Raw genomic sequence first — 16569 nt, forward strand, 5'->3', positions numbered from 1 at the left:
AACTACTTACCTAAGCAAAAAGAAGCAAACATTTTGTCAAGTAACTGATAGTGATCGGCTTGGCCGTTCACATTGGCTAAGTTTTGGTAAGCCTGGTGCAAGTCAACAATTACCACGTCAAAAGTTTGTCCTGCCTCCAAAGCAGTTAGTCCGTCGCTCAGTGCCTGACGAGCTTTAGCAACTAAACTTACCTGGTGGGCACTAGTTAAAAATGTGCAAATCTGATAAATCGGTTTTTTGACATTTATCTTTAATTGCTTCCACCAGCGACTCGGTTTGCTTTAGTTGAGCGCTCACCAAGATTTTGTCTTTCTCATGACTTTGCTCAGTTAGTAAATCTGATTTATTAAAAACTTTTAAATAAATCTGATCCGCCAAAACGCGCTCTTCAATTAACTTATCAAAGTCGCTTTCACCAACCTTGGCATCAATCACATGCAAAACTAAGTCAGCTTGGCTTAGCGTTTGGTAACTTTTGCTAACGCCTGTTTTTTCCAACTCGTCGTCAGTCGCGCGAATGCCGGCTGTGTCGCTTAGTTTAATTAGTATGTCGCCTACCACTATTTGGCCCTCCACGACATCGCGGGTCGTGCCTGGTAAGTTTGAAACAATCGCTTTATCTTGGTCAATTAAAGCGTTTAGCAAAGAAGACTTGCCGCTGTTAGGAAGTCCAACGATGGCCACTTGAATCCCTTGGTAAATGCTTTGGGCTTGTCGAGACTCGTTTTCGATGCGAGTTAATTTTTCCAGCAACTGACTAACGATCGGAATTAATTTTTGGTCGCTAATTTGCTGAACATCATCGTGTTCGGGGTAGTCAATGTTAACTTCGCAAACCGCAATTAAGTCACTGAGTTCTTGAAGCATATTTTCAATTAGTTGACTAGTTTGACCAGTTAACTTCTGAGCAGAAATTTGGGCTTGTTTAAGCGTCTTGGCAAAAATCAAATCGTGAATTGCTTGAGCCTGAATTAAGTCAATTTTACCGTTTAAAAAAGCGCGGTGAGAAAACTCGCCGCGGTTAGCTAGGCGAGCGCCTTTTTTAATCGTTAACTCTAAAACTCTCTTGGCGTTGACCACACCGCCGTGAACATAAATTTCGGCCATGTCTTCCCCGGTAAAAGAGCTGGGAGCTTGAAAGAAGGCAACTAAAACTTGGTCAATAACCTCATCGCCATCGCTGATTAGACCCGGTTTAATGCTTTGGTGAGCGCCGATCTTGCCGCGAAAAATCTGTCTGACGACGCTAAAGGTGTCAGGTCCAGATAAACGGATAATCGCGATCGGTTGGTTAACCGGCGCAGTGCTTAAAGCGCTAATCGTGTCAAACATTTGGTAATTATAAACTCAAGGTTAACTAAGCACGACGGTACGGTCTTTTTTGCGTTTAGAGGATTTTTTGCGGTGGTTAACAATTTTGTGAGTTATGTAAACTTCAAATATCCGTCAAAGACCTCCGATGATTCAGTAAATTTGAATGCCGGCGCTGAAAATCACTGCTAAAAACACCATGATAAACATACTAATGTTTTGCATTTTGTTATTTTTCTTCATGGCAGTTTTTTGGTAAACATTAATGCGCAATTTGTCGCGCCGACGCGTCAGTAAGCGCGGAAACAGTTGGGCAAAAAGTTGCGTACCGGCCGCGAGCATAATTAACGGTAAATATTGAAATTGTCCGGCCAAAAGTTCTCTTCACGAAGTGGCTGAAAAATTAATTCCGAGTCAAACCGTTGATTTAATTTGTTGAACGCCGCCAATAACTCTCCAAATCGCCAAGAAAATCGGCATCATCAAAAATAAGTTGGCAAAAGCGCCGAGAGGGTTAATGTTCATCTTACGGTAAAGCTCAGCTTGTTCTTGCTTTTTACGACTTTCCATCTGTTTGTTGCCTTCGTAAGGTGCATACTTAGCATCAATGATTGCCTTCTTAGCTTGCATATCTTGCATCTTAGTTTGTTGCATGGTTGATTTAAAAGACAAAGCAAAAATGACAATCCGAGAAATCACCACGATAGTGACGATTGCAATTAGCGTCTCCCAACCCGAGAGCAAAGGAATCGCCGAAACAGTCATGGCAAAAATTTTACCGATCGGAAAAACAAATAAGCCGTAAAAAGGGCCGAGTGACCAAGCTTGGCCTCAACTAACAACTGGTCGGTAATCGGTTTTTTCGTAGCCAATCAAAGGCATGTAGTTGTGTTTGAGAATTAGTTTGTCTTGCTCGGGATCTAGATTGCCGCCTGATTTGTAACTTTGAAAATCACTGCTAACTCCGACATAACCCAGAATGTTGGCCAAAGCATTTTTTTGCAAAATGTAAAATCGCTCGATTTCGGAAGGCGCTTTTTCGTCGTCAATGTTTTTAACAATGGTGCGAGGGTCTTTGCTAATGAAGTCAAGGTAAAAAGGGTTTTGACCGAAAAAATGGTTTATAAAAGCGATGTTAAATTGGTTGCGTGGCAAAAGGGCGTCTTCTGAACTATCGGTCGTAATGGCGTTTCAGTTATCGCCCGCTTTTTGGTAAAGTCCAATCCCAACTTGCCGATAATCAGTTTTGGTTTTACCTTGAACCCAAAACTTAATTTTCTCAAGCGAACTAACGTTTGTCTGACCACCTAAGTTATAAACTTCGGCAAGCGAAGAAAGTAGAGCGTAATTATCGCTGTCAGAAAATTTGTGAATTTGACCGCTTGACTTTAATTCTTCAACGTTAGAGTTAACGACAAAAGATTCGTTAAGACCTTGTCAAGCGTCAGACAAGCGTAAGTCTTGCTGCTTGTTTTGCATTTGAATCGTCTGGTGAGCTTTTGCCAAGATTAATTCTCCGTCTTGGTCGCGCTGGTCTTCCCGGAAAAAAATGTTGCTGCTGGCATCGGCCTTAGCAAAATAGACCTCGCTAGTTTGATCGTCAATTTTGATTTCTCTTTTGTTGATGGAAAAGCTAGTTACGTGCGGAGAAATACTTTTTTCGCTTGTATAAATTTCAAATCCGCGACTCACGTTATCGTCAACTTTAATGAAGAAAGATTGAACGCAGCCGTACATGGAAAAGAAAAAAAGGCAGAAGTAAATAAAAATTCGCAAAAACTTGCCAAACGTTTTAAATTTCTCGCCGGCTGTTTTTTTGTTTCCGTCGTTACTTTGTTTGAATCAATCGTAATTTTTTGATCTTTGGCCGTAACTCACACTATAACCTTTCAAAAATTTGTTTAACAGCTTGGGCTTTGCTTTGGAAATCTAACGGCATAAATGGTTTTCGGATAATTAAAACCACATCGTAATTTAAATTAAAAACTTCTGGCGTTTGGTCAAGAATTTGTCGCACTTGACGACGGTAGTAATTACGCCGAATCGCGTTAGCGACTTTTTTTGAAATAGATATGCCAACTTTAAGATTGGATTGGTTAGGTCGGTAGTAAAGAACTAAGTACTTACTGACAAACTGTTTTTTACTCGCAATCACATCTTTAAACTGTCAGTTTTTTCGAAGAACAAACTTTTTATCCATTACTCGCTTGAGACAGTTAACTTTTTGCGTTTCTTTGCTCTTCGGGCCGCCAACACTCTTTGGCCGTCGCTAGTTGACATACGCGCTCGAAAACCGTGGGTCTTAGCGCGTTTGCGTTTGTTTGGTTGATAAGTTCGTTCCATGCTTGACTCTGTTCCACGCGGTGAGCGTTAACTTAACGTAGTTATATAAATAATCACTATACCAAAAAGTTGTTGAAATGTCCAATAATAATTATAGAGATTAACTGGGATAGAGTAAATTGAAAACTGTTTTATCACCCAAAATTCTTTCAACAACTTAAATTGTGGAAAAACCCATTTAGTCCCGTTAATCTGAGTTAAATTATGTGGATAAGTTGGTGGAAAAGCCGTTTTTTCCCGGTGGTTAAGTTTAACTTTAAAGTCAGTGAATTTTTATGACTATATGATGATTTTAGATTTAAAATGACTTTTCTATGCAACGACTAGTTTACAAACCTGATCAAATTGATAATAAAACTAATTCAGCTTCGCTGGTTAACTATTTAGAAGGTGTAATTGGCGACGAAATAATTCTTAACTCTTTCATTCGAGACTTAAAAATAGTTACCACTACTCCAACCTACGTTTTAATTGAGGTAAATTCACGCCAAGCGATCGAATTGATTAATTCTGAGTACAAAGAAGTTTTTCAACACGCGATTGAAATTGTTTTCAATAAAGTTTTGGACTACAAATTAAGGTGGAAGGGTCAACAAATTTCTCCAGTTGAAAATGTTTCTCCGGCGGTTTCTAAAAATATCAATCCGCGGTTTAACTTCGCAAACTACGTTGTTTCAAAATTTAACCATGAAGTGGTGAAAATAGCTCAGAAAATAATTACTAACGTAGGTCGTTTTTCGCCCTTTTATGTCAGTTCAAAATCAGGTTTAGGTAAAACCCATTTACTCCACGCAATTGCTAACCAAGCAATTTTGAATGGAAACTCGGTAATTTACATCGAACCAAACAAATTTACCCGGGATGTGACACAAATCGTCCGTAAAAATCAAGATATCGTTAGTTTCACCGAGAATTTTTTAAAGTACGATTTTTTACTTTTTGATGATATTCAAAATTTGGGAGATCGCAACGTAACCTTAGGAATTCTTTTTAACATCATCAACCGACACATTGAGGAACAAAAACAAATCGTAATTTGTTCGGATAAATTACCTAATGAATTAAGTGGTTTTGAAGAGAGATTTATCACCCGTTTTTCCTCGGGAATTTCTTCAATTATCCAAGAACCGGAAATTGACGATTTAATTAAAGTTTTGGAATTTAAAATTAAGCAGGAAAACCTTAATCCTGAGCAATGGGAAAAAGATGCTATTCGGTTTATTGCTCAAAATAACGCTTACTCTATCCGCTCTCTAGAGGGCGCAGTTAAAAGAGTTTTGTTTTTTGCCGAAAGCAATTCTAAAATCAAGTACACCTACACAGTAATTAGTAATATCTTCAAAGATCTAGGTGGTGATTTAATCGAAATGACACCACTCAGAGTACTTAACGTCATTTGTGATTACTACAAAATTAACCGAAAAGATCTGATTGGTAAATCACGCAAAAAAAACTTTGTCGCAGCTCGTCACATGGCAATTTGATTAATTCGAAAAATTAACAAACTCTCTTTTAACGAGATTGGCAAAATTTTCGGAGGAAGAGATCATTCAACAATTATTTTTTCAGTTAAAAACATCGATCACCTCATGTCTATTAACAAAACCATCAAAATAGCAGCTCGCAACATTGAAAATAGAATTAAAAATAACGTTTAGTTTTCAACAATTTTTCCCCAATTTTTTCCACACTAAAAACGCCCATTTTAAGGGTTTTAACTCTTTTATCCCCTAAACTAACAGTACTAATACTAATAATTAACTAATCAACATTAACTTAACTAACTAATTTTTCGGTTTGAGTTAATTTAACTAGTAAAATTAAGTTAATTTTTATGGTAATTAAATTAGATAAACGCAAATTTGAAAAGCACTTGAATAACGTTTTGAAGGCGTTAGACAGCAATGCTCATTTAATTGCGCTCAAAGGCATTTTAATTAAGGCTCTAGACAATCAGCTTGAACTTTTAGTTTCAAACGGTAACTTATCGATTAAAGAAACAATTCCAACTGATCAATCGTTTGAAGTAATTCAAACCGGCAAAATTTTAGTCCCAGGTAAGTTGTTTGTTCAACTAATTAAAAAACACAGTTCTCCACTTGAAATGAGTGTTGAAAAAGATCAACTTGTTTTAAAATCGCAAAACTTTTTTTCAAAAAATAATTTGTTAGACGTTTCCGAGTACCCGCAAATTAGTTTTGACGTTAGTGGTCAGGAAATTGATGTGGATGCTCAAGCGCTCCGTGAAACGATTAAAAACGTTGCCTTCGTAGCTTCTAACCGCGACTCTAACATAATTTTGAACGGCGTAAATTTATCTGCCAAAGATGATCAATTAATAGTTAGTGCTACCGACACCTACCGCATCGCTCGCGAAACTATTCCAGTTCAAACTAAGCAAGATTTTAACATTACAATTCTTTCGCGTCACGTCAGAGATTTTGTGCCAGAGCACGCCCAAGGTTTAATCAGACTTTGTTTAAAAGAAAATAAAGTTTTAACTTCTTACCAAAGTACCCAAGTTTTACTCAAATTAATTGACGGTATTTATCCTAACGTTGGCAAAGTTATTCCGAATCAATTTACTTACCGTCTAGAGATTGAGACTAGCGAACTAATTAATTTAGTTGAAAAAGCGCTAGTTGTTTACAAAGAGAGTTCTAGTTTAAACTCACTTTCGTTAGTTTTAAAACCACAAGAGTTAGAAATTTTAGGCCGCGAAAATGAAATTGGTCACACCGAAGTTAAAAGTAAAAACATTACTTGAAACGGGCCTGATTTTAAAATTACTTTCAACGGAAATTATCTTAAAGAAGCTGCAAGTCGTTTTAAAGGCAAGGTGGCGCTCCACTTCCTTGAAATTGAAAAACCTTTTGTTTTAAAAGGAGAATCTAACCCCAACTTAGTTCAATTGATTCTTCCTCAACGTCAGTAAGTTGGAAAGAGCCGCGTTTTGACAATTAAAAAACTTTTAGACCAAAAAAAACCAGCCTCTAAATTAGTTTTACGAGGATGGGTAGTTTCCAACCGGGGAAACAATAAAATTCGATTCTTAATCGTTAACGATGGATCAACAGTTAAAAATCTTCAGGTGGTTGCCAAAAAACAAGTTTCTGAATTAGAAGATATTAAAGCCGGTCAAGCAATTGAGATAAGCGGAAAAATTAATTTAACTCCCGACAAACCTCAACCAATCGAATTAGAACTTGAAAAATTTCAAATTTTAACCGCGTTGATGATGATTTTCCAATCCAAAAACAACACATTAACCGCGAAACTTTGCGAAAATTACCCCACTTACGTCATCGGACCAACTTGTTTCGCGTAGTTATGTTAATTCGTTCTAAACTAGCCCAGGAAATTCACCACTTTTTTGAAAAAAACGACTTTCTCTACTTACAAAGTCCAATTATCACCAGCAACGACGGAGAAGGAGCTGGGGAAACTTTCCTGGTGGAAAGTCCGGCTCACAAAAAATTTTTTAATCGCAAAGCTAACTTGTCAGTTACGGGTCAACTTCACGCCGAAGCTTACGCGGCTGGATTTCAAAAAGTTTATACCTTCGCTCCAACTTTTCGAGCCGAACTATCACACACAACCCGACACATCGCTGAATTTTGGATGGTTGAACCCGAAGCAGCCTTTTACGATTTGGAACAAATCATTAATTTAGGAACCCAAATGTTAAAACAAGTGGTTAGCAACACTAAGCAAGCACTAAAAGATGAATTTGATTGGCTAGGCCAAAACATTTCCGCTCAGCATGTTCAAAACTTAGACCAATTAATTACCAAAGAAATTCCCACGGTTGAATATCGCGAAGCGCTGGAAAAACTTAACCACTCAAGCGATAAGTTTGGTTTGAAAAAAATTTCCTTCGGCGAAGATTTGAGCATTGAACACGAAAAAGTTCTTTGTGAACAAATTTACCATTCACCAGTTACGGTCGTTAATTACCCTAGTCAAATCAAAGCTTTTTACATGCAACTAAACAAGGACCAAAAAACGGTGGCTAATTTTGATTTGCTTGTTCCAGGGGTTGGAGAACTAATTGGCGGATCGGTTCGGGAAGCAAATTACCAAAAATTACTTAAACGTATCAAAGAACTCAAAATCGACTCCCAAGAACTAGATTGATACCTTGATTTAAGGCGTTTTGGCGGCGGCAGATCAGCTGGATTTGGGCTGGGATTCGAACGTTTAGTTATGTATGTTTGCGGTCTTGATAACATTCGTGATACGATTCCTTTTCCGCGAACTCCCGGAAATTTAAGAATGTAAAAGAGCCAAGTTTTTTATCTTATAATGTTGTGGCACTTGATTATTGGAGAAGTAGCTCAACTTGGTAGAGCACTTGGTTTGGGACCAAAAGGTTGCAGGTTCAAATCCTGTCTTCTTCACCATATGGGGGGTTAGCTCAATTGGCTAGAGCACCTGATTTGCACTCAGGAGGTTGTGGGTTCAAGTCCCATACCCTCCACCATGGCTCTGTAGCTCAATTGGTTAGAGCGCACGGTTCATACCCGTGAGGTTGTGAGTTCGATTCTCACCTGAGCCACCAAATGGTCACCATTTTTCGGACCTATAGCTCAATTGGTTAGAGCAACCGACTCATAATCGGTTGGTCACAGGTTCGAATCCTGTTGGGTCCACCAGGGCAGATGGCCGAGCGGTTGAAGGCGCCTGTCTTGAAAACAGATGTACAGAAATGTACCCAGGGTTCGAATCCCTGTCTGCCCGCCATACCACGACCAACGTGCCCGAAATAGCCTGTCTACCGCCGGGCATTTTTGCTTTTAAAATGAAAAAAGAAGCCATTCGTCAGCAAGTTTTTCAAAAAATTAAGCGACTTAATTCCGACGTTAAAATCGCTAACGAAAGAAAAATTTTTCAGCAAGTTATTGACCATCCTTGGGTTAAAAACGCCCGTGTGATCGGTCTTTATTTTCCGGTTGAATTTGAGGTCAACACTAAAGCGCTTATTTACAAACTTATGCAAACAGGCAAAGAAGTTTGTTTGCCGCGAGTTGATCGTAATTTGGGGATGTCAATGCGACTAATTAATTCAATTCACTTTCCGTTTGAAAAGTACCGTCAAACTCGCCAACCAAAGTCGGATTCGACGATTGTTTTGGCTAAAGATATTGACGTCATCATTTTGCCTGGACTGGCTTTTGACCGTTTTTTAACTCGGCTTGGTTTTGGGGGCGGACACTACGACCGCTACCTTAGTCAAAACCAGGACATAAAAAAAATCATGCTTGCTTTTGAGGCGCAGCGATTTGACGCGCTTCCCTGCGAAAATCACGATGTTAAAGTTGACGTGGTAATTACCGAAAAACAAAGCTATTTGTCTCCGGTATAATCTCAACCATGAAAGGCGTTTTTTTCTCTGACATTGACAACACAATTTACGATTTTCGTCAGGAAATTCACCCCCAAACTGTTTGTGATGTAAATTGAGCTGCCAAGCAAGGTGTTATGTTGGTGCTAGCAACTGGCAACGGTTTAACTAACAACGTGAAGATTTTGGTCAAAAAGTTTAAAACACCCTACTCAATTTTGCTCAACGGATCTTTAATTTACGATTGGAAAAACAAGCGAACCATTTACAAAAAAACAATTCCTGGTGAGATCGCTAGTTCGGTAATAAATTTGGCGGTCGCTCACAAAGTGAGCGTGCAGTGATGGGAAGAAAATTCGTTTTATTTTTCACAAGGATCCGACCCGCTCCGAGTTGCCAAAACACGTCGGTTTCTTCAAAATTCACCGATTAACTTCGCCAACCAGCCAAATGGCGCAGTTTTAAAAATTGAGTTAATTGCCGATCCGGCTAAGATAGACCAGGTTTACAAGTTGATTGCGGAGTGACCGGTTAAGCTAGTTAGAATGTTGCCGCGACGAGTGGAAATTGTTGCTCAAAACGTGACAAAAGCGAGCGCGATTAAGTGGTTTTGTCAAAATTTTAATGTTTCACTCGGTAAAATAGGTGTGATTGGCGATTCACCGAACGACTTAGAAATGCTGAGCCTAAGCCAAAAATCCTACGCCGTGGCTAATGCTCAGCCTGAAATCCAAAAAATCGCCAGTCTGGTCGTAGCCGACTCTTTGAGTAACGGGGTCGGTCAAGCCTTAAGACATTTTGTTGAAAAAACTGTTTCTGCATCCGAGCCGTCTTAGCTCAATCGGTAGAGCACTTCCATGGTAAGGAAGGGGTAGCTGGTTCGATTCCAGTAGTCGGCACCATATCTTTAAAAAGATCAAACCACCTCCAAGAGGTGGTTAGTTTATAAACGATGTTATGATTTTGATATTAGTCGGATAGTTACTCAAGTGGTTAAGAGGCAGCATTGGAAATGCTGTAGGAGCTTAAAACTCGCGAGGGTTCGAATCCCTCACTATCCGCCATTTCGCACTGAGCGACTAACCGAGGTTTCATGCAAATAACTACTAAATCTCACAGTTCCATTAATGAGTTAGAGCAAGTTCGTCTAGACAAATGCGCTAAACTTAGGCAACTGGGAATTAACCCTTACCACAAAAGCTTACCCGTTAAAGACAACCACAAAAGTTTGCTTAAAAAATACCAACACTTAAGTCAAGAGGAGTTAAAAAGTCGTGCCATTTTAACGAGCGTGGCCGGACGCATTACCTCTATGCGTGGGCCTTTTTTTAACTTAAACGAAAAAAATCAGGCTGTCCAAATTTACTTAGCTAAAGATTTAGAGGGCGTTCAAAACGTGGCTAAACTGCTGGATTTGGGCGACATTATTTGGGCTAAGGGAACAGTTATGAAAACCGGGATTGGACAAATCGCCATTCGCGTGTTGGAAATAAAAGTTTTGACTAAAACGCTAAGACCGATGCCCGAAAAATGAAAAGGCCTAACTAACGTAGAAGAGCGTTACCGACACCGCTACTTAGACTTGATGAGTAACCAAGAAGTCAAAAACATTTTTTGAACCCGCAGCCGTCTGATTTCTTGGCTCAGAAACTACCTTGACAAACAAGACTATCTAGAAGTTGAAACGCCAATTTTACAATCGGTTTTAGGTGGAGCTGCTGCGCGACCTTTTTCCACTTACCACAACACTCTTCACCAATCTTTTTACTTGCGGATCGCGACAGAGTTGCCACTTAAAAAACTTTTGGTCGGCGGTTTTGAAAGAGTTTACGAAATTGGGCGACTTTTCCGCAACGAAGGAATTGACACCAGCCATAACCCTGAATTTACTTCGGTTGAGTTTTACCAGGCTTACTCCGACCTAGAGGGGATGATGAGTCAAACCGAAAAGTTGTTCAAGTTTTTGGCGTCCCAACTTAAACGCGATAAATTCCGTTTCCGTGAGCACTTAATTGATTTGAACAAGCCCTTTAAGCGTTTAAAAATGGTTGACGCGGTTAGCAAGGCAACGGGCGTTAATTTTGACGGGATCAGTTTTGAAAAAGCACGTCAGGTCGCCCAAAACCACAAACTTAAAATTTTGCCTTACTTTAAAACGGGCCACATTATTAATGAGTTATTTGAACTTTTAGTTGAACCGACTTTGATTCAGCCGACCTTCGTGACTAATTACCCGGTTGAGATTTCGCCGCTCGCTGCTGATTGTAAGCAAGAGCCGGGTTTTGTGGAAAGAGCCGAACTTTTCATCGCCAGCAAAGAATTCGCTAACATGTTCACGGAATTAAACGATCCTACCGAGCAGTTAGCTCGGTTTGAAAAGCAGTTGGAAGAGCGTCAAGCGGGCAACGAAGAAGCTAATGAAATCGATTTTGATTTTATTAACGCACTTAAACACGGCATGCCTCCGGCGGGAGGTTGCGGAATTGGCATCGATCGCTTGGTAATGCTTTTCACCGAACAAGATTCGATTCGGCAAGTTTTACTATTTCCTCACCTGAGAATTAAGGGTCACCAAGATGCGTAAATACTTTGTTTTTGACATTGACGGCACGCTTTTAAACAGTCAGCGTGAAATTAACGTTTCAACCGTTAAAGCGCTTGTCAAAGCCCGGGAAAAAGGTCACAAAATCGTTTTTTGTTCGGGTCGTCCTTACGCTAACTTAAGAAACCTTTTTTCTCAGCGACAACTAGTTGATTACTTAGTTTGCAATAACGGTAGTTACATTTACGACGTTGATCAACAAAAGTTTTACTTCAAAAAAAGTTTACCTGCCCAAGTCGTTCGAGAGGCTTTGGAAATAGCTGGTCCGCATTGTCCGCTCGTAACGTTGCACACTAACAAAGCGCCGTACCGCGGGATTGTTTGCGCACAGCCACTTAGACCCCCTTGGTTTGAACAAGTTTTCCAAGTTGAAAAGGCTGTTTTTCAAAGTAATTACGAGCTTAACCAAAACGACCTTTTAACCAAAGCAGAGCAGGAAAAAGTCATGCAAGTCGCTTTTCGACTAGACGAGCATAACGCCGAAAAATTAGCCAAAGAGTTAGGAGCCAATTTAAGTCAGCAAGCTAGCATTGCGATCGCTAACCAAACTTACGTTGATCTTAACCCTCCGGGCGTCAATAAAAAAACTGGTTTAGATGATTTGTGCGCTTTAGTTGGTTGTCAAGTGGAAAAAATGATCGCTTTTGGTGATTCAGATAACGACTTAGAAATGCTCCAAGCAGTTAATAATTCTTTTGCTATGTCAAACGGCACTACGCGCGCAAAAGCGATTGCTAAAACAATCATCGGTGACAACGATTCAGATGCAATTGCCACCAAAATCCTAGAAATTATTGGATAATAAGTTCTAAGAAAGGAAGTCAAATGACGCTGTTTGAAAAAATTATTCGTAAAGAAGTTAAGGCCAAAATAATTTATGAGGATAATCGTGTGATGGCTTTTAAGGACATTCGACCAGCTCGTCCCGGACACTTTTTAGTTGTACCCAAAAAATTCTCAACTAACTTAATTGACATCGGCTCCAAAGATTACCAGTATTTAATGGATAAAGCTCGTCAACTGGCTCTTGAGACCATTAAAAGTATGCGGGTTTCAGGTTTTAATTTGATTGTTAATAACGGACAGCCAGCCGGACAAGAAATTATGTACACCCACGTGCACATAATTCCATCTTTAATTTAACTCACCCAACGCAACTAAGACATTTTAAAGTTTTGCTATCATTTTTTTGCCACCGGAATTTGTGGGCTCAGAACCTGGTCAGGACGGAAACGTAGCAGCCATAATGAGCAGCAAGTGTTCGGTGGTGTTTTATTAATCCTTGTCGTCTTGGATGTAACTCAGACCTCTATCAATTAGGCGTTTTCTTAAAAATTCGTTGTTAACGACAATTTTGATATTTCGACCGCCCTTTTCTTCCTTATCAGAAAAGTATCGTAAAGCTTCGGTGTAGAGGGTGTCGTCTTGCGAATATAGCATTCAAGCGGCTTGGTCTTCTAGTCCTTGGAAAATTGATCCTTTGAGAGTAATTTTCTCTTCTCTTCAAATTGGCATGATGCCCAGCATCTGGGTTAGTTGGAAGGAAGTTTCCTTTTTAGACAAAAACTCAATGTCTTTCGTCACTAGGTCGCTCTCTTGCAAAAAACCGTACCAGTAATCGGAACTAGTTGCTTTCTTAAACCAACTCAAACTACCAAACCGCAATTTTCCCCGTCCAGAATCTTGCTTAGAAATACCTTTGTAAGCGAAGAAACTGTTCAGGTTAAGGTTAATTTTTTCCTTCGGAACTTCATCGTCTTCGGCTCGGTATTTAAGCAAACGAGCAGCAAAACTTTCCAAATCAGAACCGCTGTCATTCTCGTCTGGCTGGTCAACTGGATTGTCTTCTTCAGTTGGTTCCCTATCTTCAACAACAGGCTCTGGCTCTTTATCTTCAACGACAGGTTCTGGTTCTTTGTTTCCGTTATCACCTGGCTCTTGCTCGGGTTTTTCGACTTCAGCCACGAAACTCGTCAAGTTGAAAATTTGAGTTGGTAATTTTTTATTTCTTTCGCTTCAAGACATTAATTTTTGGAGAGCTTCGTCGCCTTCTGCACCCGGAATAAATTCTTTAACAGCGTCACTTAAATAGGGGTATTTATTTTCACCGAGTTTGTCCTGGATGTAAAAATTGGACTTTTCGGAGTCAAGTTTAATTTCCCATTTGAAAAACAGTTGTTTGTTTAGTAAGTTTTTAGTTAGGAGAAAGTTCACGCCCGGATCAATTTCTTTCTCAATTGCGCGGAATTTGTACTCTTTTTCGCTGGTGTCTTCATCGTCTTCGTGTTGCTTGCGGTAAAGAGTTTCAAACTCTTGACGTGTTAGTTTTTGGTATTCTGACACGATTAAATGTTTGTAAATTGTGTTAGCAAAACCAATTGCCAACTCTGACATCAAAATTTGACTAATTCTTTCAATTCGAGTTTGGTCAGAGCCTTCTAGGTAAGTTTGCTCAAAAAAGTCGTTTTCGTAACCATTCAAATACTGGCGTAAAAAAACCGATCTTGGTCAAGTTATTGATGTTATCCTCGGTCGTGTTATAAACAGCTTGACCCTCTTGGTCAGTTATTTTGAGAAGTTGCGATCCTAACGAATTTAAGTAGTCGGCGTTATTTGTTAACTGCTGGGACAAATAGAACTTAATCAAACGTTTGATAGTGGCATTTTGCCAAGGCGATTCATGGTTAATTTGCAAACCTTGGATGTCGGTGACTTTTTGGAACCAAAGTTTTTCTAAGTAATTAAGACCCTCTTTGGAGGTGAATTTTCTGAGCAGCTCGGAATCCTCGTCGCTCAACTCAGCTGCGCAAGCTAGCAAAGAGCCAAGCGGCATTACCGGCACTATGCTGCCAAGCGCCAATTTTCAAAGTTTTCGGTTTTTAAGCATCATTTTCCTCTCGAGTCGGTAAGATAGTTTCTTTGATGAGAACATTATAAACTTCCTCAGGACGCAAGGTAGGGTCGATCGTTCTAAGTTCTTTGTCGATCGAATCGATGTAAAACTCTTTCACTTTTTTGCCTAGGGCGTTATTAGCTGATTCCCAAGAGTTTGCGTTTTTCATTGATCCGACTAGTCTAACGATGTCGTTTCAGTTAATTTCCTTGTCTTGCTCAAGCACAAAGTTTTTAAGAGCATCACCTTGGTTATACTCGCGGATGATAAAGTCAATCCGAAAATGCTGGGTGAAGTGATTGTTGAAAAGGTTAGACCAGTTTGTTTCCGCTTTGTTAACTTCTTGATCTTGAGCAACTTGGGTTAGATCGCGTTCAATCTCAGCTTTTATTTTAGCCGGCTCGTCAAAACTAGTCACTTTAACAGCGTGAACACCGTTTTTAGAGATTACTACGTGGGCACCTTCACCAGCGGGGTAATAAAGTTCCAGTCCATCTTTTTCTGGGTCAAAAGTATCGCGGAAACTTTTCCCAAAAATTCGTTGGGTGTCGGCATCCCCTAAGTTGTTCAGCGCTTCAACCAAATCTTTTTGGTTAGTTGGCTGGTCATCTTTCCAAGCTTCTTGGGCACCTTTTTCGATGTTTTCAACTAAATCTTGGAGGTAGTTTTTTCCATTGCGCGGGTCATCACTTGGTAGTTCGGGCGAATTAAGAATCGCCAAAATTCCGAAAGAAAAACCAGGCACCATTTCTTTTACATAGTCGGTAACAGTTCTTATGCCCAACGATCCGTACTTGGTTTTTCCTGAGTCGTCGTTTGAGAAAAAGTCAATAAAGATGGCGGTGTCTTTTTCAACTTCTTCCTGGTTAGATGCTTCTGACTCTCCAGAACCAGTTGCAAAAAGGTTCGGAACTAACTCTAGAACGCGACGTTCACCGCGGTCAAAAAATGAAAGCAAGTTTTTGACGACATTTTTATCTTTTTCAAAAGTCCAAGGTAGCGATGAACCAGAATTGTTTTGTTTGGCCGCGATAAGAGCGTGGTTAACTTTGATTAAATTTTGACTAAGAACTTCTCGGATAAGAGCGTCTTCTGACTGCTGCCCTTCGGATGAGAAGTTAATTGCTAAACGACTAGGGATACGTGAGTTTGTGCCGGTAAAGTAGACTTTTTCCTTTTTACGTGTGTCCTCAACTTCTTCCAAAGGAGGAGCCTCTGTCTCATCGTATTTTTTCTCAACGGCATCTTTGAGGAAACTGAAAATTGGTTGTCCGTCAACTTGGGCTCTTTTTTGTTCGTAAGTGTAATCGCTGTTGATTTTAAATTTGAATTGTGCGAAAGAGTTCTCGCTGATTTCTTTGTGAGTTAAATAGTCAACTGCTTCTTTGTCGGTGGCGGCGTTATTGTACAGCCTTCTTCTTTCATCTGGTCAAGCGTTAAGTCCCTCTTGGCGAGTTGAGAATTTGCTGACGTAATTTTCTTTGCTGTCGTTATAAACCGTCTCTCTTTTTTGACGAACTTTTTCCAGCGGTAGAAGTACTTTAGGATACTCGCTCGCAAAACGATCACGTTCGTAATCCAATCCTTCAGCAGCACCAATTTCTCTGTTTAAAGCACTTAGTTTGTCCTCAATTTTGCGAATGTCATCTTGGTAACCTCGGATCCGCTCTTCGATCACACTTTGCTTTTCCTCAACTTTTTCTTTTTCGGCCTCAATTTTAAGTTTTAGTTCGTAGATGTCCCAGTTAAAGTGTTGTTTTTGAAGTTCAAGCGAACCTTTTTGCTCAAAGTCGTAAAGGTAAAAAGCAACTTGGTAATCAAATTTATCCAGTTGAATTTTCTCTTGTTGACCTTGCTTGTTGAGCGTTTGCTCAACTGTCTCTCCCAGCACGTCATCGTAAAGTTTATCTTTTGATTGGTAATTAAACTCAGGCTGGCTATAAATTGAAACAAGCGGTACAGCAATTGACGCAACCACGCCGGCCACGATGACGGTGGACGAGCCGATGATGATAGCTTTTTTAGTCCTTTTTTTCATATGTTTAATCTTCCTTTACTGGTGGGCTATCTTAGGTT

Annotated in this window: 15 protein-coding genes, 7 tRNA genes, 1 other RNA gene and 1 pseudogene; 16 read left to right on the forward strand and 8 right to left on the reverse strand. The window is 39.8% G+C overall.

The genetic code is table 4. The features are described 5' to 3' along the window. Positions 1-2: 2 nt before the first annotated feature. The 5 genes from CSH31_RS04975 to rpmH are packed head-to-tail and all read right to left on the reverse strand — an operon-like array spanning position 3 to position 3654. Positions 3-254: a hypothetical protein gene (locus CSH31_RS04975; protein ID WP_128008678.1), complete on the reverse strand. Its 252-nt coding sequence runs from the start codon at positions 252-254 to the stop codon at positions 3-5. Beyond that, positions 202-1332 (reverse strand): tRNA uridine-5-carboxymethylaminomethyl(34) synthesis GTPase MnmE, encoded by a 1131-nt coding sequence (mnmE, locus tag CSH31_RS02165; RefSeq protein ID WP_128008679.1) that lies wholly within the window; start codon positions 1330-1332, stop codon positions 202-204. Before mnmE ends, CSH31_RS04975 begins: the two co-directional genes overlap by 53 nt. Before the next feature lie 21 nt (positions 1333-1353). Next, complete coding sequence (gene yidC, locus CSH31_RS02170; RefSeq protein ID WP_161565676.1) at positions 1354-3189, reverse strand: membrane protein insertase YidC; 1836 nt, start codon at positions 3187-3189, stop codon at positions 1354-1356. Between the two features lies 1 nt (position 3190). Beyond that, entirely contained in the window at positions 3191-3511 is a 321-nt protein-coding gene (rnpA, locus tag CSH31_RS02175; protein WP_127942813.1) for a ribonuclease P protein component, read from the reverse strand. Continuing rightward, positions 3511-3654 (reverse strand): 50S ribosomal protein L34, encoded by a 144-nt coding sequence (gene rpmH, locus CSH31_RS02180; RefSeq protein ID WP_127942814.1) that lies wholly within the window; start codon positions 3652-3654, stop codon positions 3511-3513. Before rpmH ends, rnpA begins: the two co-directional genes overlap by 1 nt. A 314-nt stretch (positions 3655-3968) precedes the next feature. Between rpmH and CSH31_RS02185 the strand changes: the two genes are divergently transcribed. The 16 genes and pseudogenes from CSH31_RS02185 (at position 3969) to ffs (ending at position 12876) form a co-directional block, all read left to right on the forward strand. After that, the gene (locus CSH31_RS02185; protein ID WP_128008681.1) at positions 3969-5312 is read left to right on the forward strand and encodes a DnaA/Hda family protein; all 1344 of its coding nucleotides are present in this window, start codon (positions 3969-3971) and stop codon (positions 5310-5312) included. A gap of 176 nt (positions 5313-5488) precedes the next feature. Beyond that, positions 5489-6589: a DNA polymerase III subunit beta gene (gene dnaN / locus CSH31_RS02190; RefSeq protein WP_127942816.1), complete on the forward strand. Its 1101-nt coding sequence runs from the start codon at positions 5489-5491 to the stop codon at positions 6587-6589. 18 nt (positions 6590-6607) lie between these two features. Next, positions 6608-7935: pseudogene (asnS, locus tag CSH31_RS02195) on the forward strand (asparagine--tRNA ligase). Positions 7936-7980: 45 nt separating this feature from the next. Continuing rightward, positions 7981-8057, forward strand: a tRNA-Pro gene (locus CSH31_RS02200). A gap of 3 nt (positions 8058-8060) precedes the next feature. Further along, a tRNA-Ala gene (locus tag CSH31_RS02205) sits at positions 8061-8137 on the forward strand. A 1-nt stretch (position 8138) separates the two neighbouring features. Then, a tRNA-Met gene (locus CSH31_RS02210) sits at positions 8139-8215 on the forward strand. A gap of 17 nt (positions 8216-8232) precedes the next feature. Further along, positions 8233-8309, forward strand: a tRNA-Ile gene (locus CSH31_RS02215). After that, positions 8310-8397: transfer RNA gene (locus CSH31_RS02220), tRNA-Ser, on the forward strand. Then, positions 8363-9019: a 5-formyltetrahydrofolate cyclo-ligase gene (locus CSH31_RS02225; RefSeq protein WP_128008682.1), complete on the forward strand. Its 657-nt coding sequence runs from the start codon at positions 8363-8365 to the stop codon at positions 9017-9019. Before CSH31_RS02220 ends, CSH31_RS02225 begins: the two co-directional genes overlap by 35 nt. Before the next feature lie 8 nt (positions 9020-9027). Further along, complete coding sequence (locus tag CSH31_RS02230; protein ID WP_128008683.1) at positions 9028-9834, forward strand: Cof-type HAD-IIB family hydrolase; 807 nt, start codon at positions 9028-9030, stop codon at positions 9832-9834. Continuing rightward, positions 9825-9900 (forward strand) — tRNA-Thr (locus tag CSH31_RS02235). Before CSH31_RS02230 ends, CSH31_RS02235 begins: the two co-directional genes overlap by 10 nt. 73 nt (positions 9901-9973) lie before the next feature. Continuing rightward, positions 9974-10062, forward strand: a tRNA-Ser gene (locus CSH31_RS02240). Positions 10063-10091: 29 nt separating this feature from the next. Then, entirely contained in the window at positions 10092-11582 is a 1491-nt protein-coding gene (lysS, locus tag CSH31_RS02245) for a lysine--tRNA ligase (protein WP_128008684.1), read from the forward strand. Beyond that, positions 11575-12402, forward strand: coding sequence for an HAD family hydrolase (locus tag CSH31_RS02250; protein ID WP_128008685.1), 828 nt, complete (start codon positions 11575-11577; stop codon positions 12400-12402). Before lysS ends, CSH31_RS02250 begins: the two co-directional genes overlap by 8 nt. A gap of 23 nt (positions 12403-12425) precedes the next feature. After that, positions 12426-12743 (forward strand): histidine triad protein HinT, encoded by a 318-nt coding sequence (gene hinT, locus CSH31_RS02255; RefSeq protein WP_128008686.1) that lies wholly within the window; start codon positions 12426-12428, stop codon positions 12741-12743. Positions 12744-12787: 44 nt separating this feature from the next. After that, positions 12788-12876: signal recognition particle sRNA small type (ffs, locus tag CSH31_RS02260), an RNA gene on the forward strand. Here ffs and CSH31_RS02265 read toward each other — a convergent pair. Genes CSH31_RS02265 through CSH31_RS02275 form a run of 3 tightly spaced genes read right to left on the reverse strand, consistent with a single transcriptional unit; the run spans position 12876 to position 16531 of the window. After that, positions 12876-14081 (reverse strand): hypothetical protein, encoded by a 1206-nt coding sequence (locus CSH31_RS02265; protein ID WP_128008687.1) that lies wholly within the window; start codon positions 14079-14081, stop codon positions 12876-12878. The genes ffs and CSH31_RS02265 overlap by 1 nt on opposite strands. Then, complete coding sequence (locus CSH31_RS02270) at positions 14005-14487, reverse strand: hypothetical protein (protein WP_128008688.1); 483 nt, start codon at positions 14485-14487, stop codon at positions 14005-14007. Before CSH31_RS02270 ends, CSH31_RS02265 begins: the two co-directional genes overlap by 77 nt. Continuing rightward, positions 14480-16531, reverse strand: a complete 2052-nt coding sequence (locus CSH31_RS02275) for a hypothetical protein (RefSeq protein ID WP_128008689.1) — start codon at positions 16529-16531, stop codon at positions 14480-14482. Before CSH31_RS02275 ends, CSH31_RS02270 begins: the two co-directional genes overlap by 8 nt. Positions 16532-16569: the final 38 nt, after the last annotated feature.

The organism is Mycoplasma sp. ATU-Cv-508, from assembly GCF_004011945.1.
Lineage (GTDB): Bacteria > Bacillota_I > Bacilli_A > Mycoplasmatales > Metamycoplasmataceae > RYZV01.